The sequence below is a fragment of the Orenia marismortui DSM 5156 genome, assembly GCF_000379025.1.
GTDB classification, from domain to species: domain Bacteria; phylum Bacillota; class Halanaerobiia; order Halobacteroidales; family Halobacteroidaceae; genus Orenia; species Orenia marismortui.
Genome location: NZ_KB900617.1, coordinates 767,480 through 791,975 on the forward strand (window position 1 = coordinate 767,480; position 24,496 = coordinate 791,975).

19 protein-coding genes, 1 tRNA gene and 1 other RNA gene are annotated in these 24,496 nt (G+C 31.5%); all 21 read right to left on the minus strand.

Annotated features, from left to right (window positions below; all coding sequences use genetic code 11):
- Positions 1 to 404: 404 nt before the first annotated feature.
- The 21 genes from OREMA_RS0103495 to OREMA_RS0103590 all read right to left on the minus strand — a co-directional run bounded on the left by OREMA_RS0103495 (position 405) and on the right by OREMA_RS0103590 (position 24,310).
- Positions 405 to 2,345, minus strand: coding sequence for a TRAP transporter permease (locus tag OREMA_RS0103495; RefSeq protein WP_018247896.1), 1,941 nt, complete (start codon positions 2,343 to 2,345; stop codon positions 405 to 407).
- Entirely contained in the window at positions 2,330 to 2,752 is a 423-nt protein-coding gene (locus OREMA_RS0103500) for a DUF1850 domain-containing protein (RefSeq protein ID WP_018247897.1), read from the minus strand. Before OREMA_RS0103500 ends, OREMA_RS0103495 begins: the two co-directional genes overlap by 16 nt.
- Positions 2,753 to 2,934: 182 nt before the next feature.
- Positions 2,935 to 3,909: a TAXI family TRAP transporter solute-binding subunit gene (locus tag OREMA_RS0103505; RefSeq protein ID WP_018247898.1), complete on the minus strand. Its 975-nt coding sequence runs from the start codon at positions 3,907 to 3,909 to the stop codon at positions 2,935 to 2,937.
- A 263-nt stretch (positions 3,910 to 4,172) separates the two neighbouring features.
- A complete protein-coding gene (gene murI / locus OREMA_RS0103510; protein ID WP_018247899.1) occupies positions 4,173 to 5,000 on the minus strand; it encodes a glutamate racemase in 828 nt (275 codons plus the stop codon).
- 211 nt (positions 5,001 to 5,211) lie between these two features.
- The gene (locus tag OREMA_RS0103515) at positions 5,212 to 5,709 is read right to left on the minus strand and encodes a GerMN domain-containing protein (RefSeq protein WP_018247900.1); all 498 of its coding nucleotides are present in this window, start codon (positions 5,707 to 5,709) and stop codon (positions 5,212 to 5,214) included.
- Positions 5,709 to 7,937 carry an N-acetylmuramoyl-L-alanine amidase gene (locus OREMA_RS0103520; RefSeq protein WP_018247901.1) on the minus strand — a complete coding sequence of 743 codons (2,229 nt, stop codon included), beginning with the start codon at positions 7,935 to 7,937 and terminating at the stop codon, positions 5,709 to 5,711. The genes OREMA_RS0103515 and OREMA_RS0103520 overlap by 1 nt, the downstream gene beginning before the upstream one ends.
- Positions 7,938 to 8,036: 99 nt before the next feature.
- Entirely contained in the window at positions 8,037 to 9,380 is a 1,344-nt protein-coding gene (locus tag OREMA_RS0103525) for an N-acetylmuramoyl-L-alanine amidase family protein (protein ID WP_018247902.1), read from the minus strand.
- A gap of 49 nt (positions 9,381 to 9,429) precedes the next feature.
- Entirely contained in the window at positions 9,430 to 9,915 is a 486-nt protein-coding gene (locus OREMA_RS0103530; protein WP_018247903.1) for a protease complex subunit PrcB family protein, read from the minus strand.
- Positions 9,916 to 10,226: 311 nt separating this feature from the next.
- Positions 10,227 to 11,666, minus strand: coding sequence for a glucose-6-phosphate isomerase (locus OREMA_RS0103535; protein WP_018247904.1), 1,440 nt, complete (start codon positions 11,664 to 11,666; stop codon positions 10,227 to 10,229).
- A gap of 282 nt (positions 11,667 to 11,948) precedes the next feature.
- Positions 11,949 to 12,641, minus strand: a complete 693-nt coding sequence (locus OREMA_RS0103540) for a Bax inhibitor-1/YccA family protein (RefSeq protein ID WP_018247905.1) — start codon at positions 12,639 to 12,641, stop codon at positions 11,949 to 11,951.
- A 323-nt stretch (positions 12,642 to 12,964) separates the two neighbouring features.
- Positions 12,965 to 13,041 (minus strand) — tRNA-Trp (locus tag OREMA_RS0103545).
- Between the two features lie 82 nt (positions 13,042 to 13,123).
- Positions 13,124 to 13,481, minus strand: a transfer-messenger RNA (tmRNA) gene (gene ssrA, locus OREMA_RS18610).
- A gap of 40 nt (positions 13,482 to 13,521) precedes the next feature.
- Entirely contained in the window at positions 13,522 to 13,983 is a 462-nt protein-coding gene (smpB, locus tag OREMA_RS0103550; protein ID WP_018247906.1) for an SsrA-binding protein SmpB, read from the minus strand.
- 117 nt (positions 13,984 to 14,100) lie between these two features.
- Complete coding sequence (gene rnr, locus OREMA_RS0103555; protein ID WP_018247907.1) at positions 14,101 to 16,227, minus strand: ribonuclease R; 2,127 nt, start codon at positions 16,225 to 16,227, stop codon at positions 14,101 to 14,103.
- A 154-nt stretch (positions 16,228 to 16,381) separates the two neighbouring features.
- On the minus strand, positions 16,382 to 16,606 hold the full coding sequence (gene secG, locus OREMA_RS0103560) for a preprotein translocase subunit SecG (RefSeq protein WP_018247908.1): 225 nt from the start codon (positions 16,604 to 16,606) through the stop codon (positions 16,382 to 16,384).
- Positions 16,607 to 16,757: 151 nt separating this feature from the next.
- On the minus strand, positions 16,758 to 18,044 hold the full coding sequence (gene eno / locus OREMA_RS0103565; protein WP_018247909.1) for a phosphopyruvate hydratase: 1,287 nt from the start codon (positions 18,042 to 18,044) through the stop codon (positions 16,758 to 16,760).
- A gap of 95 nt (positions 18,045 to 18,139) precedes the next feature.
- Positions 18,140 to 19,690 carry a 2,3-bisphosphoglycerate-independent phosphoglycerate mutase gene (gene gpmI / locus OREMA_RS0103570; protein WP_018247910.1) on the minus strand — a complete coding sequence of 517 codons (1,551 nt, stop codon included), beginning with the start codon at positions 19,688 to 19,690 and terminating at the stop codon, positions 18,140 to 18,142.
- Between the two features lie 17 nt (positions 19,691 to 19,707).
- Positions 19,708 to 20,460 carry a triose-phosphate isomerase gene (tpiA, locus tag OREMA_RS0103575; RefSeq protein ID WP_018247911.1) on the minus strand — a complete coding sequence of 251 codons (753 nt, stop codon included), beginning with the start codon at positions 20,458 to 20,460 and terminating at the stop codon, positions 19,708 to 19,710.
- 329 nt (positions 20,461 to 20,789) lie between these two features.
- Positions 20,790 to 21,965 (minus strand): phosphoglycerate kinase, encoded by a 1,176-nt coding sequence (locus tag OREMA_RS0103580; protein ID WP_018247912.1) that lies wholly within the window; start codon positions 21,963 to 21,965, stop codon positions 20,790 to 20,792.
- A 198-nt stretch (positions 21,966 to 22,163) separates the two neighbouring features.
- Complete coding sequence (gene gap, locus OREMA_RS0103585) at positions 22,164 to 23,159, minus strand: type I glyceraldehyde-3-phosphate dehydrogenase (RefSeq protein ID WP_018247913.1); 996 nt, start codon at positions 23,157 to 23,159, stop codon at positions 22,164 to 22,166.
- 113 nt (positions 23,160 to 23,272) lie between these two features.
- On the minus strand, positions 23,273 to 24,310 hold the full coding sequence (locus OREMA_RS0103590) for a sugar-binding transcriptional regulator (RefSeq protein ID WP_018247914.1): 1,038 nt from the start codon (positions 24,308 to 24,310) through the stop codon (positions 23,273 to 23,275).
- Positions 24,311 to 24,496: the final 186 nt, after the last annotated feature.

Here is a 24,496-nt window from a genome sequence, read left to right on the forward strand (position 1 = left end):
ATTTTCTAACTAATTTATCAAATAGACCATTGTCGTTAGTATATCTCAATTCTTTTATTCTACTTAGCTTTATTAAATCCATTAAGCTATTAGTTAAGAAGGCACAATCAAAATTATCAATTTCATCTATTATGATATCATTAAACTCAACTTCAACATCCAAACTTTAAGCAATATTAACAACCTTAGCTCTGATTATACCAGGAAGTAATCCCAAAACACTTTGAGGTATATAATACTTCATCACTTCTATTACATTATTTACACTCTCTAATTATTATAATAATTTTATAATATCATCATATTATATTCAAATTAATCTTATATCTATCATATTGCATTAATAAGTTTATACAATAAAAAATATTATATAAAAAGAGTGCCACTTTAAAGTGGCACTCTTTTTATGCGTTTTTTTCAACTATATAAGTAATTTTCTTATTTTGTAAAAACCATACTCCGCTCAGTACAATTAAACCAATTAGGTCAGTTTTCCACCCTGGAATTAACAAAGTAATTGCACTAGCTAACAATAAAATCTCTTCTATAATGCTTGTCTTTCTTTTTAAATAACCTAAAACTCCTCCCGCTAAGGCAAATACACCTAACAAAGAACTTAAGGTGATGATTACCACCTCTCCAACAGTAGTATTTAACAATAACATAGATGGATCATAAGCAAAAATAAAAGGAACTACAAATCCTGCTATAGCTAATTTAACAGCTGTAACTCCTGTTTTTAATGGATCAGATCCAGCAATTCCAGCTCCTGCATAAGCTGCCAAAGCTGCTGGAGGTGTTAAATCAGCAACTACACCAAAGTATAATACAAATAAATGAGCTGCTAATAAAGGTACACCTAGCTTAACTAAAGCAGGTGCTGCAATAGATGCTAATACTATATAAGTTGCTGTTGTAGGTAATCCAGTTCCTAGTATAGTACAAGCAACCATAGTAAAGAATAAAGCAGGGAATAACTTACCACCAGATAAAGAAAGGGTAATAGCTGTAAACTTTAATCCCAAACCAGTCAAAGTAGTAACCCCAACAATAAATCCTACACAAGCACAGGCAACAGCAACACCTAATGCTGCTTTAGCACCTTCCTCTAAAGTATCTATTAAATCCTGCAAGCTCATTCGAGTATCAGCCCTAACAAAGCATAGAACAAAGGAAAGAATAATCCCCATAAAAGATGCCTTTAATGGAGTATAGCCTTTAAATAGCATATAGAAAATAGAGAACAAAGGTATAATCATATGGCCCCTTGTTATTAAAATATTTTTTATTTTCGGTACTTGATCCTTCTCTAAACCACTTAATCCTAACTTTTTAGCTTCAAAGTGAACCATTAAACCTACAGCTAAATAGTATAAAATCGCTGGTAAAATAGCTGCCTTCGCGATTTGGCTATAAGGAGTTTCAATAAACTCGGCCATAATAAAAGCAGCAGCCCCCATAATCGGCGGCATAATCTGGCCTCCAGTAGAAGCAGCAGATTCTACTGCAGCAGCAAACTTAGGCTTATAGCCAATACTTTTCATCAAAGGAATAGTAAAAGACCCTGTAGCTACTGTGTTAGCAACAGAACTTCCTGAAATCGAACCCATTAATCCACTAGATACTACAGCAGCTTTTGCTGGTCCTCCAGTACTTCTACCAGCTAAAGCCATCGATAAATCAATAAATAAATCTCCTAAACCTGTTCGTTTAGCAAAAGATCCTAACAGAATAAATAAAAATACATACTTAGCTGAAACACCTAATGGAGTACCAAAAATTCCTTCAGTCGTAAAGTACATATGACTCACAATTCTATCTATCGAAAAACCTCTATGTGCCAATAGATTTGGCATCTGTTGTCCAAAATATGCATATAATAAGAATATAATAGATATAGCAGGTAATTCCCAACCTACAACACGTCTAGCTCCCTCTAAGACCAACAAAATAGCTATAATAGCCATAGTTTTATCAACCGCAGTATAGATTCCTGCTCTAGCTACTAAATCTCTATAGTTAATTACTAAATAAGCAGTTACAACAAGCCCTAAAACTGCAAAAATATAATCTAAAGCTGTTAAAAATTTATTATCTTTAACCTTTTTCTTAAACGGATATAATAAAAAGATTAAGACTAACACAAAGCCTAAATGAACCGCTCTTTGTTTCAATGCCAATAAAATCCCAAAGCCTGCTGTATATAAGTGAAACACAGACATACCTACAGCAATTAATGTAATAATAAGGGCCATAATCCCTTTATAATTTCTAATATTAGTTGCTGGATCAAATTCTTCTAATAACTCATCTACTTCATTTTCAGCTATTAATTCCTTAGCCATTGTTTTATCCTCCTTGTCAACATTGCTAACTGACTTACATTTTCTACTTCTATTATTAATAAATTCTGAGGTCTTGTCATCTCATATAATTTGTACTCTTTATCTTCAACCAGAAATTTATGTTTAGCAAAATCACTAACTCTTACAGGAATATTGTCTAGAACTTTATTAATCCCATTAATTATAAACTCTTCATTCTCCACAATATAATCATATTCTTGAAGATAAGGTAATCCTGCACCATAAGACTCATACCGAGTTCCTGTTAATAAAATTTCACCATTCTCAACTTTAAAATAATCCCAAACCGGTGTTTTCTCCACAGAATGCATATATTCAATTGCAAATTCTAAATCTTCTACATTTGATTTTTGCCAAATTATTTTTCCAGAGTTAGCTTCTTTCATAACTAAAAAATCTTCCTTAAACAAACCAAACCCTATCAAAACCACTATCACAACTAATATGATGAATATAATTTTCTTCATAAAAATCGATAACCGGACATTAATAATTAATGTCCGGAAACCTCCTCTCAATAATCCTATTTTCATCTGGATCCAAAAAGATTATAATCAACTTTCAATAATTATTTTAATTCATCAAAATATTTCTGAGCTCCTGGATGAAGAGGAATTGTCATTCCATCTTGAGCAGTTTCAGCTTTAATATCCTTAGCTCTAGCATGAGCTTCTACTAAAGCATCACGATTTTCAAAAATTGCTTTAGTTATATTATATACTAGATCCTCAGATAGCTCTTCTTGAACAACCAAAGTAGCTTTTAAAGCAACTGTATTTACTATTTGCTCTTGTCCATTATAAGTACCTGCTGGAATTTCTACTCCAGTCAAGAATGGATATTTAGAATTTAATTCATTTATTTGATCAACAGTTAGATTCAATAATTTAATATCTTGAGTTGCTGCTACATCCATCACCGCTGCTGTCGGTACACCAGCAGTTAAGAATGCTGCGTCAATTTGTCTATCCTTTAATCTACTAGCAGCCTCTCCAAAGGATAAAAAATCCTCATCTATATCATCATAAGTCAAACCAAAAGTACTTAAAATCTGTTTAGCGTTTGCTTCTACTCCACTACCTGGAGCACCTACTGCTACTTTTTTACCTTTAAGATCATCTATAGTTTTAATTCCAGATTCGCTTCTAACTACAATCTGAATAATCTCTGGATATAAAGTTGCAATACCTCTCATATTATTAACAGCATTTCCTTCAAAATCATTCTTTGCATTATAAGCATAGCTAGCAATATCATTTTGTAAAATAGCTAACTCTACTTCTTTCTTTTGAATCAAACGAGAATTTGTTACAGAAGCACCTGTAGACTGAGCTGATGCTTCAACATTATCAACATTTTCACTGATAACTTTAGCAATTGCTCCTCCTACGGGATAATAAGTACCAGAAGTACCTCCTGTTGCAATAGATAAAAACTTAGTTTTCGTCTTAGATGCTTCTTGATTTGATGAACACCCCACAACCAATAAACCTAATACTAATAATAAACTTAATACTATTCTCTTCTTCATTGTTAAAATCATTACTCCTTTCTCCCTTCTCATAATTACTTTTATAAGTACTCTTTTTTTGCAAAAATAGACATATACTATTCAGATATCAAATGTCAAGTATATGTAAGCTCTATTCAATTATATAGGTTTTTAGCTCTAATGTCAAGCATATAATCATAATAATAACTTCCATTGTATAAATATTAACTTAAAAACCATTCTCTACTCAACAATATAATCAGATCAAAATAAGAACTACGGTAGTTAACTACCGTAGTTCTTATTTATTAAAACTATAAATTATTTTTTGACCATAAATCTAATCTTTGAAATTCTAACTCTTCAAAACCTAAAAATTCTTTTCCTAACTTAACAAAATTTTTAGATAATCTATCTAAATCACTTACATAAAATTTATTGTCTTTTTTTTCTGTAGAATTATTTAACAAAGCATTACTTTCTAGTATTTGTCTAACTTTTAAAGCAATACCTCGGCCTGGATAAATCAAATTTACTCTTTCTCCCATAACTTCCCTTATCACTCTTTCCAAATAAGGAAAATGAGTACAGCCTAATAATAAAGTATCTATGTCATTTTCCTTCAAAGAAGACAGATAACCTTCAACAACCTGCTTAGTTCTAGAACTATATAAATCACCCATTTCAACTAAAGGTATAAATTCCGGACAAGCTTGATCAAAAATTTCTAATTTAGAATCTGATTTTCTTAATTTATTCTGATAAGCCCCACTATTTATAGTTCCTTCTGTAGCAATAATCCCGACTTTTCTATTATTTGTAGCCAAAACCGCTTCTTCTACACCTGGCTGAATAGGACCTATAATCGGAATATCAAATTTATTTTTTGCTGCTTCTAGGCCTGCAGCTGTAGCAGTATTACAAGCAATTATTATCATTTTAGCATTTATATTAACAAAATAATCAATAATCTTAAGAACAAACCCTTTAACCTCTTCTTGTGATCTAGGACCATAAGGAAGATGAGCAGTATCACCAAAATAAACAATTTGCTCTTGAGGAAATTCTGATATTACCTCTTTTGCAATTGTCAATCCTCCTACACCTGAATCAAAAAGAGCTATTGGACCCTTTCTATCCATAGTCACCATCCTATCTAGATGTTTATTTAAAATATAAAACAGTTCTATAAATTTTATTATTCACAAGCTAACCAGTATTAACTATATCATAATTAGCTTGATTTTAGTAATATTATTAGTATTATTATATGTTCTATCTATTATAGTTATATATAAATTTAGACACAAAATAAAAGCGAGACAAAAGCCTCGCTAGTAAGAGTATTAAATTCTACTGAATTAATAACTTACTATTAAAACCTAAAGGTTTGTCTAACTCTAGATGTCCTACTAAAGTATCTATTTTCTTACCAGAAATTAGAATTCGAACCTGATCTATCTCCTCTAAAGAAGTGAGTGTATTCACAATAGAGTAAACAGTAATTATCTCTCCAGTACTTCCACCCCAATGCTTAGATTTTAGCTCTTTACTAAAATTGACTAAGGCAGTACCATCTTCTAATTTTATATCAATCAGCCTTGTCTGAGAAGGAATTGTAATTTCTAAATTTTTAGACTCTGGACCCTCAATAAGCTCTTCAACTATACTTTGATATAAATTACTAACCTTTAACTTTCTGCTTTCAGGTAATAAATATTGAGCTTCCTTATCACTAAAATAAAGTTTAACCTCTCTAGTTTTAAAAAAGTTCAAATAAGAAAAATACAAAATTAAAATAATCACCAAAATAGAGATCATGTATATTTTTTTAGATTTTAGATCAATCATCAATCTTCCTCCTCTGCTAATAGTCTAAAATAATTATTAATTCCTTTATATAAAGATATAGCTGCCTCTTCTTGAAATTCATCAGTTTTTAGTACCTTTTCTTCTTTTTTATTACTTATAAAGGCTATTTCATTTAATACAGCCGGCATATTAGTATTATCAAGTACATGTAGACTATTACTTTTAACTCCTCGGTCAACAGTTTTTAAGCCATTCACCAAAGCCCTTTGAGTAAGACTGGCTAATAATAAGGTTGTTTGATTGTAATTAGTCCTTATATAGGTCTCAGTTCCCTCAAACTTTTTATCTTTATGAGAATTCAAATGAATACTTACAAATATATCTGCATCCATAGTATTAGCAATATTAACTCTATCTGATAATTCAATATACTGATCAATATTTCTTGTCATTATAACCTTAGCTCCTGCTTCTTCTAACAAATTTTCTAACTTTAAAGCAATATCTAAAACCAAATCCTTTTCCCTAGTACCAGAAAACCCTATTGCTCCAGGGTCATGTCCACCATGACCAGGATCTAAGACAATAAGTCTATCTTTTAAATTACTTTCTAATTTTTCCCGAACTAAAGTTATTTCTATCTTATCTGATATATCTTCTTTAATTTGAAACTCTACCTCTTCTGCCAATTCTAAAACTACTCTAACTTGCTGTTGAGGATCTACACTATATTGACTAACTCTAATATCTTTGACAATATCGCCTAACTTAGGCAATTTGATCTGTTTAGAATTAGTCATTGTGTTAAATATATCAATTACTAATCGGTCTGGATTAATTAATTTATAAACCCTATACCTTGTAGGCTTAAGCAAAGAAAAATTTAATTTTGTCTTTAATTTATTCTTTTTCAAGTTTATATCTATTAATTTGTTCATTAATTTAACTTGTACTGTATTACCATCCCATTTCAAATCATAAGGAACAAGTTCGACTAAATCAATTACAACCCTTGTCGTCTCCTTATCAAATTGTGCAATCCGCACTTCTTCAATTGATTTATTATTAACTGCTATTTTATTTTTAAGAACACGATTTATAGTAGATGGAAAATCAAGAACCAATCTATCACCTTGTGTCAGAGGAAATACCTTTGGTTCAACTTTATTGCTTAATTTAAATACTAAACTTTCATGTTTAAGATCATATTCAAAATCTAATAATTGATTTTTTATTGGAATAATACTTATTTTACTACCTTTATTATGCAGTTTTATTCTTGTTTCTTCTTTTAAATCTATAACTGCCCGAACAAGATTGTTTGGTTTAGTCTGAAATTGACTGATTCTAATTCCCTTTATAGTTTCATCATCAATTTTAATATCTTGAGCTTTCTGAAGTGCAGCATTCTTTATATCGACAACTACACGATTAGGGTTGGAGAGGTAACTAACTTTAGTACCTCTTAAAGGTAACGTAGAATTAATATTTATTACACCTTTGTCATAACCTATATCTGTTATAATAGGACTAAACTTAAGTAAATATTTATATTTACCTTCTACCCTTACTTTTTCAATAGTGTAATCTACATTAGCAAATAAATCAATTATAACTCTTGAATTATTATTAACTCTAGTCATTCTAATATTCTTAACTAAATCACTTTCTAATCTTAAAGAATTAATTTTATTATCAAATATAGCCCCTTCTAAATCTAAAATTATACGTTCTGATTCAGGTAAAAAATCAATATCATAGTCTACTTCTTCTGTTAATAATAATTCTAATCGCTCATAATCATCACTTTGATTATATTTAATATCTTTTAACTGGGACTTAACTTCCAAAATTTGAACTAATCTTTGTTTAGGATATGATTTAATAATAAGCCCTAAAACTTCTCCTACAGATTTTAATGGAATCATAGGTTGTCCATCAATTATCTTTGCTGGTGTAGACATCTTTACTATTCTATTATTAACTTGTAAGTTTCTATCTCCAATTCTAAACTTAATAAGCTTATCTTTAATATCAAGTTGTATAGTGTTAATAGAAGAAAACCACTTTACTACAATATCTAAATTATCTGTTAATATATTTAATGGCACCAAAATATCATTGTCTACTATATTGTAATCTAGATTCTCAGTTATAACTTCACTATTAATCATTAGCTTTATATTCTCTTCTTCAGCAAACGAAGTTTCTACTAAAGCCATGGATAAAATAATTAACAATAGCACAATTAATGTCTTTCTTGGCATATTAGGTGCCTCCTAAATTAAAATGTTTACTAAACTTTGGTTATAATTTACTTCTAATTTATACAAATAGTATTCTTGCTAAATTTTAAAATTCCTTTTTCAATTCTCCTTTTTATTCTCATAATACTTCTCAATTCCTGCCACAATACCTTCTGCACTTCTTTGTTGAAATTCTTTAGAAGCTAACAACTTCTCTTCGCTAGGATTGGATAGAAATGCCGTCTCTATTAAAATTGCTGGCATATCTGTCTGCCTTAGCACTGCAAAATTAGCTGCTTTTAATCCGTTATCTTGCAGTCCTGTCCTTTTGATTATTTCACTTTGTACATACCATGCCAAGGCCCAGTTATCTTTACTTGCATCCCAATGGCCATAAGTAGCAGTACCATTAGCAGATGCTCTAGCATTAGAATTGGCATGAATACTAACAAAAATATCAGCGTTTATTCTATTAGCTCTTTCAGCCCGTTTAGATAACGAAATAAAATAATCATTATCTCGAGTCATCATAGTATTAAAACCTTTTTCTTTTAATAAAGCTTCTACTTTTTTGGCTATTTGATAATTAACTTGTTTTTCCTGCAATCCCATTACTCCAATAGCACCAGGATCATGTCCCCCATGACCAGCATCTATCACTATTTTTCTCTTAGATAGATCAAACTCTTTTTTAAGATCATTAACATCACTAATAATAGATGAAGTAATAACTTGAGAATTATTTTGTATATTTAAAATTAATCGGGACTGATCTTCTACAATATGATAGCTACTCATACTATTAATATCTACTGCAATCCTAACTATTGCTGGATCAAATTTATATTGACTAACCCTTACTTGCTTAATCATAGTACTATTAATTGGAATTAAATTTTTAATCTTATTCAAACTCACGTTATTAATATCTAATACTAGCCTAGTTGGTTGATGATATAAGTTCAGATCATATTTAGTCAGCGAATCTAAATCTATAACAACTTTTGAATTCCTGTGGAAAGTTTTAACACTTATGTTATTCAATCTATTAGTAGTATAATTGATCGACTTAGTATTAGCGTCCCACGATAATTTCCCACCATATAATCTAGTTAGAAACCTTAAAGGAACCATAACTTGTCCATCAATCAACCTAGGCTTAGCATCTAAAGGCATAGGCTTATTATCTATTAGAGCTATTCTATTATTAATCTCTAAAACCACACCTACACCATTGCTATTTATTTTTAATTTTTTATCCTTATTATCCCATTCGATTTCATCCCCAAATTTCTCACTAATAAAACGAGCAGAAATCAAGGTTCTACCCTTGATTATCTTTATTGATTCAGAACTAATTTCCTGCCCATTAAATAATAATTTTGGATTCTGTGCCTCTGCCGCCAAAGAAAAGATTATCATTAATGCAACTATTAATATAGATAATCTGTATTTAGTTCTCATTTATTATTCCCCTCTCAACTGTATTTAGTACTGTATTTTAGTAGTATATTTAGTCTATTTTTAAAGTTTCACTATATAATAGTTTATCGCATTGGTCTACAAACTGAAAGTCCAAAAGCCCCTTTTTAATCAATTTATTTCTCTTTATTTTAACAAGATCATAAGGTACATTAACCACTTCTAAAGAAAAGTTACTAGCAGATGGTAATAACCTTTTAATCTTAATAATAACTTTATCTTCCTCTTGTATAATTTTATCTATTTTAACTTGACAGCCTCTGACATTATTTCCACCAATAGAAACATAAATTAAAACATAATCATCATAATTAATATGCAAATCTACTAGATTGCGATGATACTTGGGAACCTCTAAAAAACTATCTTCATTTGTTAGTATATGAAAATCAACATTACATTTACAATTATCATCTTGACAAATATTTTTTCCACTCTGAGGTACTAAAGATTCAAAAGAGATCATCTTATTATCCTTATCTCTACTTAACAAAGAACCTATAGAAAAATTAATCATCTCTCTCCCCCTTAATCAAAAAGAGTGGGGGTAACTAATCCCACTCGCTATCTTAATAATTACTACCCTGTTATTATATTATAATTTAAGCAAAGATAAAATGACTAGTTTTTCTAATAGGAAAGTTTTTCTTGATTATTACTATAAATTCTTTACTCTAATACATCTTCAATATAAACCTCAATATACCTTCATGCAAATATAGTAACTAATGTCATTATAAGTTCTTATATAAATATTAAACCTCACATTCATCTTCTTGCCAAAAATAAAAAAGACACAGCAATTGCTGTGTCTTTTAAATATAATTATTATAAAATCAAATCACTATTTTTTTCTGGACGAGCATCAAATTCTTCCTTCTTTTCAGTAAATCCTTCTCTACCTAATACACCATAAGCATATTGTTTTCCTAATTCTACACCAGGCTGGTTAAAGGCATCAATATCATATAATTCTCCTGCAAATGCAGTAGCTAATTCATACATATAGAAGAATTGACCGATAGTAAATGCATTTACTTCTGGGAAAGTAACTGTACAGTTTAATCTATTGTTCTCAGTTAATGCTAACTCAGTAGCTTGCTTTTCAACAGTTAATAATTCGTTGAAAGTGTGTCCACCTAAATAAGATACTCCAGAAATATCTTCATAACCATCAGCAATTTCTAAAGTTTCTTTATATTTCTCTACTTCTATAAAAGTAACAACCTTATCAAAAGGTCCTTCCATATATAGTTGAACTTGAGAATGCTGATCAGTAGCACCTAATGCTTTAACTGGAGTAGGACCTACATTAATAACTTCTCCTGCTCTATTAACTTTCTTCCCTAAAGATTCTGCCCATAATTGACGATACCAATCAGCAACATCCTTTAAATCATGAGCATAAGGCATCATTACTGACATTGGCTTACCATCTTGATCTGCCAAATATTGAAGTGCAGCATTTAAATAAGCTGGGTTTGACCATAACTCATCAGTATCACAAATTTGATCCATATAAGCTGCTCCTGCTAATAACTCTTCAATATCAATTCCAGTAAAGGCAGCAGAGATTAATCCTACTGGAGTTAATACAGAGAATCTTCCTCCTACATTTTCAGGAATATAATAAGTCTTCATTCCTTCTTCTTTAGCAATCTTAATTAGATTACCAGAATGCTCACTTGTAGTGGCAATAAAGTGATCAGCTACTGCATCTTCACCTAACTCTTCTACTACCTTAGCACGAGCAGTTAAGAATTGGCTCATAGTCTCTGCAGTACCACCAGATTTAGAGATTACATTAAATACAGTTCTTGATAAATCTAAAGTTTCTAATAACCCTTTTAATCTAGTTGGATCTACATTATCAGGAACAAATAATCTTGGATATCCATTTCTAGCTTCATCATTTAAGTTATAGTATGGATGGTTTAAAGCAGTTTGTAATGCAATATTACCTAATGCAGAACCACCAATTCCTAATACTACAAAGTTATCATACTTACCTTTATTAGCATCAGCAAATTCTTTAATCTCTTTAGCAATTTCTTTATGACTTTCAGGTAACTCCATAAATCCTAAATTTCCAGCTTCTTTAGCTGCCTTGATAGATTTATGAGCTACTTTAGCCTTTTCTTGCATAGCATCTACATCAGCTTTAGTATAACCATGCTCTTCACCAACATTTTCAGCAAACATATTATTTACGTCTAATTTAATACGCATAGACTCTTTCCATGAAGCATCTTCATATCTTTTAGTCATTTCTTAAATCCCCCTTATATTATTATCTTCTTCTTATATGTATTTTATCCTTAGATCTCTTAATGAGTTTTTGGATAAAGTTAAATAAAGTTATATAAAACAAATTGTTAATTTACTTTATTTTATAAATACTATTTTATAATCCCACTAACACTATTCTACTAAAAACGAGCTATTCCTGCAATAAAATATTATTAAAACCAAAAAAGCTTGTTTAAGATGCAAAATAAATCATTTAAATAAAAAATCCTATTAGCTTATATAAGCTAATAGGATAAATAGCTATTTCTTGCGCCCAAATATACGTAATAAATATAAAAATAAATTAATAAAATCAAGATATAAAACTAAAGCCCCAATGATACTCTCTTTTTTATCTTCGTCAGTTCCTTCATTTCCAAGTACATTCATTTTCTTTATCTTCTGAGTATCATAAGCAGTTAATGCAGTGAATATAACAACTCCTGCATAGGTTGTAATCCAATACAAGATGCTACTATAAAAAAAGATATTAATTATACTAGCAATAATCAGACCAAATAATCCCATTAAACAAATACTACCTACATTACTTAAATCATTATCAGTATAGTAACCATAAACACTCATAAAAGCAAAAATAGAAGCAGCAATAAAAAAAGTAGATACTATAGAACCACCTGTATACAACAAAAATATTACAGAAATAGTTAAACCATTCAAGACTGAATAAGCAATAAAACTGAATACTGCTGTTCCAGCAGACATCTTGTTAATATTAGAAGATAAGAACATTACTAATAATATTTCGCCTATTAATAATCCATAAAATACAACGTTATTTCCTAAAATCATCATTAACATCGTTCTAGAAGAAATAGTTCCAATAGCAACTATAGCAGTTATTACTAAAGCTAATGCCATCCAAGAATAAACATTTCTAATGAAATTTCTCTGCTCTGTCTCTATTTGAGCTACATTAAGTTGTGTTTCCATAAACAATCCCCCTTATCAATTTTTATAATATATCGAAGAATATATTCTAGATAAGTCTCATTTCACCTTTATTTATTATGTAAATCTTTTCAATAAAATACAACTATATCTTTATTTGTTATTGATTTTCCCTCCAATTATATGTAATTGAGAATATAATAAATTAACATATCAAATATTAAAAGTAATTTTTGTTAATTTAACTTCATCGCTATGTCTTGACTCCTATATAAATAAAAGCCTAGTAGCTAAATATATTTAGCTACTAGGCTTTTATTTATATATATATTCTTAATTTATATTTTATGTTCAAAAAATAAAAATGGCACGGGAAGCAGGACTTGAACCCGCAACACCTGGATTTGGAGTCCAGTGCTCTACCAAATTGAGCTATTCCCGTACAATAGTTTATATAATTAATCACAAACTTAATTATATATTATAATCTTTTCTTTGTCAACATTAAACTATATATTTGATTTTGGTGGAGGTGGGCGGAGTCGAACCGCCGTCCCTACGTAGTCTCGCTAGAGGTTCTACGAGCGTAGCTTGTATTTTGAATTCAAATTTTAATCTCCTACAAGCAGGATATTAAAATCTTAGCTTGTTATATCACCACTAACTTACAAGCATCAGAGAGTGGATAGTCTGCTGATTATGACACTTATAAGAATCCACAGACAAGACCCTTATAAGCGTAGCTGGTGCTTACGCAGCAGCTAAAGTATAATTATTATCGTTTGCAGATAAATTTTAAGTTGCTACTAGTTAACGAGTTAATAGCAATCTCGGCTCGCTGTCTCCGCTCCACTTCGCAGGTCGAGTTCCAATTACACCCCCGTATGAAAACATTTAACAGTTGTTAATTATTCTTATAAAACTAGTATCTTCCTAATTGTCGATCTTTAAATGCACGCTCAACTTCTCGTTTAGCAGTTCTACGCTTAATATCTTCACGTTTATCATAAAGATTCTTACCTTTTCCTAAGGCTAGTTGTACTTTAACTAACTGCCGTTTAAAATAAAGTTTTAATGGAACAAGTGTATATCCTTTTTGTTGAGTTTGTCCAATCAACTTTTTAATCTCTCTTTTTTTTAGCAGAATCTTTCTAACACGTTCTGGATCATGGTTATATCGATTCCCTTGTTTATAAGGAGAGATATGCATATTATAAAGAAATACTTCATTACCTTCTATTCTAGCAAAGCTATCTTTGAGATTAACTCTTCCTGCTCGAATTGATTTAACCTCTGTACCTTGTAAAACAATTCCAGCTTCATAAACCTCTTCAATATGATATTCATGTTTAGCCTTGCGATTTCTAGCAATTGTTTGGCCCATTTGTCCCACCTCTTTATTAAGCGTGCATCTATTATTATAACAACTATATATTAAATGTCAAGAACTATATCAATTAAATCCAATATTTTCTAGTTTAGATTTAATTGATATAAATTCTTACTCAACTACTAAATCAAAATCAATTTGTTTATCTTCTAAGTTGATCTTAGCTACCTCAATTTTAACCTTGTCACCTAATTGATAGGTATTTCCTGTTCTTTCACCTATAAATGCATGTTGATCTTCATAGTAATGATAATAATCATCTCTCATTGCGCTAACATGCACTAACCCCTCAACAGTATTGTCTAATTCTACAAAGAAACCAAAAGACATTACACTGCTAATAATACCTTCATATTGTTCACCTTTCTTATCCTGCATATACTCAACCTTCTTCAAATCTAAAGATTCATATTCAGCATCCATTGCTTTTCTTTCTTGCACCGAAGAATGATCTGCTATATTAGGTAACTTCTTAGTCAACTTATCAATTCTCTTCTCTGACAATAATCCATCTTTAATGACTTCTTTAATTATTCTATGGATCATTAAATCAGGATATCTTCTAATTGGTGAAGTAAAGTGACTATAATATTGAGAAGCAAGACCAAAATGTCCAATATTATAAGGACTATAATGTGCCTGTTGCATACTTCTTAATAAGACTGTATTTACAACCCTTTCTTCAGGTTGTCCTTTAACCTTCTCTAGTATATTCTGAAGGGCTTTGGGGTGAACTTCATCACCTTTTAAGCCTTTAATATGATACCCAAGATTATGAATAAAACTATTTAAGTCTTCTAATTTCTCAGAACTAGGTTGTTCATGAACACGATAAATAAATGGGATCTCGCGATGATACATATCCTCTGCTACTACTTCATTAGTTGTAATCATAAAATCTTCTATCATCTTTTCAGAAATTCCTCTATCTACTTTTACTATATCAACAGGCTTACCTTCATCATCTAAAATTATCTTAGCTTCAGGAAAATCAAAATCAATACTTCCAGCTTCAAAACGTTTTCCTCTAAGGGTGTTAGAAAACTCACCCATCAATCTTAAATCCTCAATCATATCTTCATACTCATCTATAAGTGCTTGATCTTTATCAATTAACATACTATTTACTTTATTATAAGTCAAACGATGATTAACTCTAATAACACTTTCTATAATTTCATGGTCTAATAGTTCTCCAGTATTCTTGTTAAAATCCATCAATACTGACATAGCTAAACGATCTCCATCAGAACGTAAACTACACATATTATTAGAAAGTTTCTCTGGTAACATAGGTATTACACGATCTACCAAATAAATACTAGTAGCTCTATTAAAAGCTTCAGTATTTAATGGACTTCCTTCTTTTACATAATGGGTTACATCTGCTATATGTACTCCTAACCTAATCTCTTCTTCATTTAATTTTTCAATAGAAACAGCATCATCAAAATCTTTAGCATCTTCACCATCTATAGTAACCATCTTAAGTGTTCTTAGATCTCTTCTTCTAGCAATTTCTGATTCTGAAATTGATTCAGGAATTGCTTCAACTTCATTTATAACATCTGCTGGAAAATCTTCAGGTAACTCTAGTTTCTTAATAATAGCCTCAATGTCAACTCCGGCTTCTCCCTGATAACCCAAAACTTCAATTACTTTACCTTCAGGATTTCTTCTTTTTTCAGGCCATTTGGTTATTTCTACTACGACCTTTTGCCCCTCTTTAGCACCTTTATTTTGAGATTTAGGTATAAAGACATCATGGGAAATTCTTTTATCATCAACAACTACAAACCCAAAGTTTCTACTAGCTTCATAATTTCCTACAATTTTTTTGTTTGCTCGTTCTAATATCTTAAATACCTCTCCAGAGCGTCTTCTACCATCAGTTTTTTTAAATATTCTAACCATAACTTTATCATTATTCATTGCACCTTTTAAATCACTTGCACTGATATAAACATCTTCTTGTGTTGGGTTATCTGGAATTAAAAAAGCAAATCCTTTAGCATGCCCTTGTAATCTCCCAGTAGACATTCCCATTCTTTCTGGAACACCATAACATCCTCTGCGATTTTTGATAACTAAACCTTCTTCTTCCATCTCATCAAGAAGATCTACTAAAATATGCTTTTCATCTGATTCTATTTCAAGAACTTTTAGTAAATCATCTACAGTTAACGGTTTATAAGCTTGTTTACTCATAAAGTCTAAAATTCTATCTTGGATATTCATAATATCCCTCCATATATATCTATATAGTATAATTTCTATCTCTATAGAATTTATTTTGTCTAAACTCATCTCAAATATACATTATTAAAACTAATAATAAATAATAAAACTCTTAGTCAGACCATAATCCAACTAAGAGTCTAAGCATACCAGATTATTGAACCGCTGCTATTACTAATGGTAAAATTATAAAGAAGATAGCAGCCACCGTTGTTACCTTAGATAATACACTATCAAGAGCCTTACCTTGAGCACCTAACAAAGATGATGCTCCTCCATCAATACCACCAAGCCCAGCGTCTTTTCCCGATTGTAATAATACTCCAGCAATTAAAACAAAGGATGTAATAATCAATAGCACTTTAAGAAATAATAACACTTATCTGGCACCTCCCAATTAAAAAATAACACTATTATTTTAACATAAGTTGTCTAAAAAAGCAATTAATAATAGTTATACCCCTTAATTATTATCTACAATTCATTAAAAAAAGGTACAGGATTAATCCTGTACCTTTTAAAGATCACTCTTATAGATTATAGAAATTATCTAAACCATTATATTGAGCAGTTTCAGCTAATTCCTCTTCGATTCTTAATAATTGGTTATATTTTGCCATTCTATCAGATCTAGAAGCAGAACCAGTCTTAATTTGACCAGCATTTGTAGCAACTACTAAGTCAGCAATTGTATCATCAGCAGTCTCTCCAGATCTATGAGATACAACAGCAGTCATGTTATTTCTCTTAGCTAATTCAATAGCATCAAGAGTTTCAGTTAATGTACCAATTTGGTTAACTTTGATTAGAATAGAGTTAGCAGCACCCATTTCGATACCTTTAGCAAGGAATTCAGTATTAGTTACAAATAAGTCGTCTCCAACGATTTGAACCTTGTCTCCTAATCTTTCAGTTAGTTTTACCCAACCTTCCCAATCATTTTCACCTAATCCATCTTCAATAGAGATAATTGGATACTTATTAACTAATTCTTCATAGAAGTCTACCATTTCATCAGTAGTTCTAACTACACCTTCACGCTTGAAGTTATAGTTACCATCTTCATCAACTAATTCACTAGATGCAACATCTAGAGCAAGTTTGATATCTTGGTCTGGAGTATATCCAGCTTTCTTGATAGCTTCTAAAATAGTTTCAATAGCTTCTTCAGTTCCACTTAAGTCACGAGGAGCAAATCCACCCTCATTACCTACAGCAGTTACATCTCCTCTTTCTGCTAAAATAGCATGTAAAGCATGGAAAACTTCAGCTCCTGCTCTTAATGCTTCTCTATAAGTATCAAATCCAACAGGCATAACCATGAATTCTTGTACATCTACAGCAGAATCAGCATGCTCTCCACCATTTAAGATATTCATCATTGGTACAGGAAGTTCTTTAGCATTAACTCCACCTAAATATTGATATAAAGGAAGTCCTAATTGCTCAGCTGCAGCTTTAGCTACCGCTATAGATACACCTAAAATAGCATTAGCACCAAGATCTCCTTTATTAGAAGTTCCGTCTAATTCAATCATTAATCTATCAATAGCTACTTGTTCTCTAGCATCCATTCCAATAACTTGAGTAGCAATAGTCTCATTTACATTAGCTACTGCTTGTAAAACACCTTTTCCTCTATATCTGTCTTTGTCTCCATCTCTTAATTCTACTGCTTCATTTTCTCCAGTAGAAGCACCAGATGGAACCATAGCTCTACCCATTGCTCCTCCTGATAAGTATACATCTACCTCTACAGTAGGGTTACCTCTAGAATCCAATACTTCTCTTCCTAAAACTTCAACAATCTCAAACATCTTACTACCTCCTAATAATTTGATTTTATGTAAAATTTATTTTATATAGGGCCAAAATAAATTTGACCCCTACATAACTATAATTCAGCTAATAACTACTTAATCAACTGACTACCTGTCATCTCTGCAGGAATATCAATCCCTAATAATTTTAACATTGTTGGCGCAAAATCAGCTAGTTTACCTTCACCTTCTGCTAATAATTTGGCACCTTTATCATTATCATTGATATAAAGTAACGGTACAGGGTTTGTAGTATGAGCTGTCAAAGGCTCTCCTGTATTATAATCAACCATTTGCTCACCATTTCCATGATCAGCAGTAACTAAAGCAGCTCCATCTTTAGCTAAGATCTTGTCTATTACTTTACCTAAGCATTCATCAACTGTTTCTACCGCTTTTACCTCTGCATCAAAGTCCCCAGTATGACCAACCATATCTGGATTTGCAAAGTTTAAGATAATAACATCATAATCTACTTCATCCATCTTCTGGACTAAGTTGTCAGTTACCTCATAAGCACTCATTTCAGGCTGCATATCATAAGTAGCAACATCTGGAGATGAAATCAACTCTCTATCTTCCCCTTCATTTGGCGTCTCTTTACCACCATTAAAGAAGAAAGTAACATGAGCATACTTTTCAGTTTCAGCAGTTCTAAGTTGCTTTAATCCGTTAACAGATAAAACTTGCCCAAAAGTATTCTTTATCTCTGCTGCCGGAAAAGCAATTGGAGCATCAATAGTCTCATCATATTCTGTCATACATACAAGATGAACCTTAGGATAACCTTCTTGACGCTCAAAACCATTGAAATCTATATCATTTAAAGCACGTGTTAATTGACGTGCACGGTCTGGTCTAAAGTTAAAGAAAATAATCGAATCCTTATCTTGTACTTTAGCAACTGGAGTTTCATCTTTACCAAGCACAACTGTTGGTAAAACAAATTCATCAGTTTTATCATCACTATAGGAATTTTCTACGGCCTCTAATGCACTTTTAGCCTTTTCTCCTTGACCAAAAGCCATTGCATTATAAGCTTTTGCAGTACGATCCCAACGATTATCACGATCCATGTAATAATAGCGACCACCAATAGTTGCTATCTCTCCTACACCAATCTCTTCTATCTTAGCTTCTAACTCTTTTACATAAGTCTTCGCACTCGCTGGAGGTACATCTCTACCATCTAAAATAGCATGAACATAGACCTTTTCTAACCCTTGCTTCTTAGCTAATTCTAGTAATCCATATAAATGTTGATTATGACTATGAACTCCTCCATCAGATAATAAACCTAATAAGTGAAGAGCAGAATTATTTTCTTTTGCTTTATTAACCGCCTCTATTAATACTTTATTTTCAAAAAAGTCACCATCTTTAATAGACTTAGTAATTCTAGTCAAATCTTGATATACAATTCGACCAGCGCCTAAATTAAGATGACCTACTTCAGAGTTACCCATCTGTCCTTCAGGTAATCCTACAGCTTCACCAGCTGCTCTAACAAGAGTATGAGGATATTCAGACCATAATCTATCAAAGTTCGGTGTATTTGCTGCTTGAATTGCATTTGCTTCCTTTTTTTCATTAACTCCAAAACCATCTAGGATAATTAATGCTAAAGGTTTAGGTGTTGTCACAACAATCCCTCCTTTATTTACTTAAATTTAACGATTTTTGAGAATGATTCAGCTTCTAAACTAGCTCCACCTACTAAAGCTCCATCAATATTAGGTTGTGCCATAATCTCTTTTACATTATGAGGTTTAACACTTCCACCATATTGAATTCTAACCGCTTCTGCTGTGTCTACATCATACATTTCTTCAACAGTCTCTCTGATAAACTTAATAATTTCTTCCGCTTGCTCTGGAGTAGCAGTTTTACCAGTTCCAATCGCCCATAATGGTTCATAAGCAAGAACCATATTCTTCACTTCGTTAGCTTCAATGCCAGAAAGATTAGCAGCTAATTGAAATTTAACTCTATCAAAATGTGTTCCAGCTTCTCTTTCTGATAATTTTTCACCAATACAAAGAATAGGAACAATATCATTAGCAAAAGCTGTTTTTAATTTTAAATTTAATAATTCATCAGTCTCACCAAAAATCTCTCTTCTTTCAGAGTGACCAATGATTGCATATTTACACCCTACACTTTTAATCATTGCTGGAGAAAGCTCAGCAGTATAAGCTCCACTCTCTTTATAGTACATATTTTGAGCACCTAAATCGATATTAGTATCTCCAACGACTTCATTCATTGCATATAAATCAACAGCCGGTGCACAAATAGCAACATCTACATCTTCTGCATCAGCAACTAAATCTTTTAATTCATTTACCATTGCAACAGCTTCATCAACCGTTTTATTCATCTTCCAATTTCCTGCCATTAAAGGCGTACGCATAAAAATCCCTCCGTATAATTAATTTACAATTTACAATATATAATTAACAATTAAACATTATAAATTGATAAATAGATTCAACATTAATTCTTTATGTATAAGCTAACAGTTCACAGTAAAGAACATCTGTAAACTGTCAACTCTTAAGTAATTATTACTTAATGCTTCTTTTCCAGTCTAAAAATCAAGACTGGGTGCGATTACTATATAGTTTTTACGATTATTTATCGCTTAATGCCTCTCTACGAGTCTAAATAACAGACTCTTCGCGATTAATTTGAACTCTTGTTCTTTTAAGAATTCCTTTTAAATAATCAATAATTTTATTCTTATTTGTCACTTAGTGCTTCTACTGCTGGTAATGCTTTACCTTCGAAGAATTGTAATGAAGCTCCTCCACCAGTAGAAATATGAGTCATCTTATCATCTAATCCAGCTTTATTAACAGCAGCAGCAGAATCTCCACCACCAATAATAGTCATAGCATCAAGACCAGCTAATACTTCAGCTACCTTGTTAGTACCCTGAGCAAAAGCATCCATTTCAAATACTCCCATCGGCCCATTCCATACTACAGTTTTTGCAGCTTTAAGAACCTCTTCAAATTTAGCAATAGTATCTGGACCAATATCAAGTGCTTGCCATCCAGCTTCGATTCCATCTACAGCAACTACTTTATTATTAGCATCTGCAGCAAATTCATCAGCAACTACAACATCAGTTGGAAGTACTAGTTTCTCTCCTGCCTTTTCAATTAATTCTTTAGCTAAATCAATTTTATCTTCTTCTACTAAAGAATCTCCAATTTCAAGTCCTTGAGCAGCAATGAAAGTATTTGCCATTCCACCACCGATAATTAAAGAATCAGCTTTATTAAGTAAAGATTCGATAACTCCAATTTTATCAGATACTTTAGCTCCACCAATGATAGCTACAAAAGGTCTATCTGGACTTTTAACAGCTTTACCCATAGTTTCTAATTCATTTTGAATCAAGAATCCCATCACTGAATCTTCTACATATTCAGTAACTCCTGCTGTAGAAGCATGAGCTCTATGAGTAGCACCAAAAGCATCATTTACATATACATCAGCTAGTTCAGCTAATTGCTTAGCAAATTCAGGATCATTCTTCTTTTCACCTGGATTAAATCTAGTATTTTCTAACAATACTACATCTCCAGCTTCCATCTTAGCAACTGCCTCTTTAGGCTCTTCTCCTACTGTAGTATCAGTTTTAACAACTGTCTTACCTAATTTATTAGCTAATACTTTAGCTACAGGATCTAATCTTAACTCTTCTTTAACTTCTCCTTTTGGACGACCAAAGTGTGCCATTAAAATAACTTTAGCACCTTCATCAATTAAGTAATTAATTGTAGGCAAAGCAGCCTCAATTCTTGTATCATCAGTTACTTTATCATCTTCCATCGGTACATTAAAATCAACTCTCACTAACACCTTTTTATCCTTAACATTTACATCTTTCAAAGTCTTCTTATTCACTATGTGCACCTCCGCAATTAAGTATTATTAATTGTCAATTGTTAATCCCTGTTATAAATTAACAAGGAACTGACCACTAACAATTAATGTTAATTGGCTAAGAAAAATTTATTTTCTTAGTAGAATAATAACTAAAAACTATTATGTATATAATGCAGGGTCAGAATATTCTGACCCCACATTTAAAATTTCTATAAATTAAAGTCTCTTAGCTAAGTCAACAACTCTGTTAGTATAACTTAACTCATTGTCATACCAAGAAATAATCTTAACCATGTTTCCGTTAACTACCATAGTAGATTTAGCATCGATTAAAGAAGAGTATTTGATACCTAAGATATCTCTAGATACTACCTCATCTTCAGTATATCCTAATACGCCTTCCATTTCACCTTCAGCATATTCCTTAAGCTTAGCATTTACTTCTTCTACAGTTACATCTTTAGCTAAAGTAAATACACCATCAACGCAAGAACCATCTGGTACAGGAACTCTGATTGCCATACCGTCAATTTTACCTGCTAATTCAGGTAATACTTTAGTAGTTGCTACAGCAGCACCAGTAGTTGTAGGAATAATATTTTCAGCAGCAGCTCTACCTCTTCTCATTTTACCCATTGGCATATCTAAGATACCTTGGCTAGAAGTATAACCGTGAACTGTAGTAATTAATCCTTTTTCAATTCCAAATGCATCATTTAATGCTTTAGCTAAAGGAGCTAAACAGTTAGTAGTACATGATGCATTAGAAACGATCTTATCATCAGCAGATAAGTCATCATCATTAACACCTAATACAATAGTGTTATCAATTTCATCTTTAGCTGGTACAGTTAATAATACTTTCTTAGCTCCAGCTTCTAAGTGTTTTTCTAATTGAGCTTTCTTTCTGAATACACCAGTAGATTCAACTACTACATCAATTTCTTTTTCAGCCCATGGTAATTCAGCAGGGTCTTTAATTGCAGAAACTTCAATAACTTTTCCATCTACAACTAAGTTTCCATCTTTAACTTCTACAGTTCCATCAAAACGACCATGTACAGAGTCGTATTTTAGTAAGTAAGCTAAAGTTTCAACATCAGTTAAATCGTTAATAGCAACGATATCGAAGTCTTCACCTCTTTGCTTAACTAACCTTAAGAAACCTCTACCAATTCTTCCAAAACCATTAATAGCAATCTTTTTACTCATTTTTTCATTCCTCCTATGAATTTAATATTTATTTTGTTTAAAAACAAAAATTTTAAGCAATTTATTTTTAGCCTTTACTGCTATTAGTTGAAATCTAATAACAATTAAGCTAATTAATCCTTATTTTTTTCTACATCAACAAGTTCTAAAATACCCTTAGCAGCTCTCTCATCAATAATTAAAAGGTCTTGATACTTTTTAGAAACTGAAGCTAAAATAGCTTTTGCTTTATCTTGACCACCTGCAACAGCAATTACCTTATTTATTTTAGACAAATCAGATAATTTTAATCCAACACTAGTTGTAGAATACACGATTCCTCCATTTTGGTTGAAATAATAACCAAAAGTTTCTCCTACAGCTCCTTTAGATTTCAATTCTTCAATTTTTTCTGCAGGCATTCCCCTTCTTTTAGCCATAACTTCAGCTGTTCCTACACCATGAATCAAAACATCTGCATTCTTGGCTAAGTCCAGTACTTTTTTAATTGAAGGCTCTTTAATTAATGTATAAATAGTCTCTGCTTTTAAATTATCAGGTGTATGTAACAAATGATATTCTCCACCAAATTGACTAGCAATCTTAGCAGCAATGGTATTGGCTTGAATCTCTACACCCTCACCTAAACCACCTCGTGCTGGTACAACAGTAATATCAAATTTCCCACTTACAGGTGTCATCATTTCAGCTACATTCGATAAAGTTGTTCCTCCAGTTACTGCAATTATATCTCCATAAGTAATTAAACTCTTCAAAAGATCAGCAGCAAACCTACCTAATTCTTCTTTACCAAAGTTTTGATTCAAACCAGTAGGAACCACCTTAACTTCTACACCTAAAAATGCTTTTAGTCTTTCTTCCAAAAGGTTAGTTCCTCGTAAGTCCTTAATATAAACATCTAATTCTCTTAAAATACTTTCTCCTGACCTAGTAATTGTTGCGCCACTACTTGTTACAGCAACAAACTTATGATCAGATAAGAAAGTCAAATGTTTCCTAATAGTTCTCTCACTTAAATCTAAACTTTGAGCCAAAGACCTTCTTCCAATTGGTTGAGAACGATGAATCAATCTTAAAATAGCATATCTCCGCTCTACAACCTTAACTAACTTTGGAGCTATCTTCTTCTGTAACTTTAAATAATCTGCCATTGGATACCCCTCAAATCTTTAGTGGGACAAAATTGACCTAATAGTATAATTTTGTCCCGACTGTAGCAAAAAATAAGGTGCTTTACCAGTTAATATTATGTATTACTATCTTTTTATTTATTCCTAATTTTATTATTCTTAAATACTTCATCTAATAATAATATAATTATTGCTAAATCTTATGTA

Excerpts from the sequence above, each read along its gene's own strand:
- smpB (WP_018247906.1), bottom strand. The coding sequence starts at position 13,983 with ATGGGCCAAACAATTGCTAGAAATCGCAAGGCTAAACATGAATATCAT.
- OREMA_RS0103520 (WP_018247901.1), bottom strand. The coding sequence starts at position 7,937 with ATGCCAAGAAAGACATTAATTGTGCTATTGTTAATTATTTTATCCATG.
- rnr (WP_018247907.1), bottom strand. The coding sequence starts at position 16,227 with ATGAATATCCAAGATAGAATTTTAGACTTTATGAGTAAACAAGCTTAT.
- OREMA_RS0103505 (WP_018247898.1), bottom strand. The coding sequence starts at position 3,909 with ATGATTTTAACAATGAAGAAGAGAATAGTATTAAGTTTATTATTAGTA.
- OREMA_RS0103500 (WP_018247897.1), bottom strand. The coding sequence starts at position 2,752 with ATGAAAGAAGCTAACTCTGGAAAAATAATTTGGCAAAAATCAAATGTA.
- OREMA_RS0103525 (WP_018247902.1), bottom strand. The coding sequence starts at position 9,380 with ATGAGAACTAAATACAGATTATCTATATTAATAGTTGCATTAATGATA.
- murI (WP_018247899.1), bottom strand. The coding sequence starts at position 5,000 with ATGGATAGAAAGGGTCCAATAGCTCTTTTTGATTCAGGTGTAGGAGGA.
- OREMA_RS0103535 (WP_018247904.1), bottom strand. The coding sequence starts at position 11,666 with ATGACTAAAAGATATGAAGATGCTTCATGGAAAGAGTCTATGCGTATT.
- OREMA_RS0103540 (WP_018247905.1), bottom strand. The coding sequence starts at position 12,641 with ATGGAAACACAACTTAATGTAGCTCAAATAGAGACAGAGCAGAGAAAT.
- OREMA_RS0103495 (WP_018247896.1), bottom strand. The coding sequence starts at position 2,345 with ATGGCTAAGGAATTAATAGCTGAAAATGAAGTAGATGAGTTATTAGAA.
- OREMA_RS0103530 (WP_018247903.1), bottom strand. The coding sequence starts at position 9,915 with ATGATTAATTTTTCTATAGGTTCTTTGTTAAGTAGAGATAAGGATAAT.
- OREMA_RS0103590 (WP_018247914.1), bottom strand. The coding sequence starts at position 24,310 with ATGGCAGATTATTTAAAGTTACAGAAGAAGATAGCTCCAAAGTTAGTT.
- eno (WP_018247909.1), bottom strand. The coding sequence starts at position 18,044 with ATGTTTGAGATTGTTGAAGTTTTAGGAAGAGAAGTATTGGATTCTAGA.
- gap (WP_018247913.1), bottom strand. The coding sequence starts at position 23,159 with ATGAGTAAAAAGATTGCTATTAATGGTTTTGGAAGAATTGGTAGAGGT.
- tpiA (WP_018247911.1), bottom strand. The coding sequence starts at position 20,460 with ATGCGTACGCCTTTAATGGCAGGAAATTGGAAGATGAATAAAACGGTT.
- OREMA_RS0103515 (WP_018247900.1), bottom strand. The coding sequence starts at position 5,709 with ATGATTGATCTAAAATCTAAAAAAATATACATGATCTCTATTTTGGTG.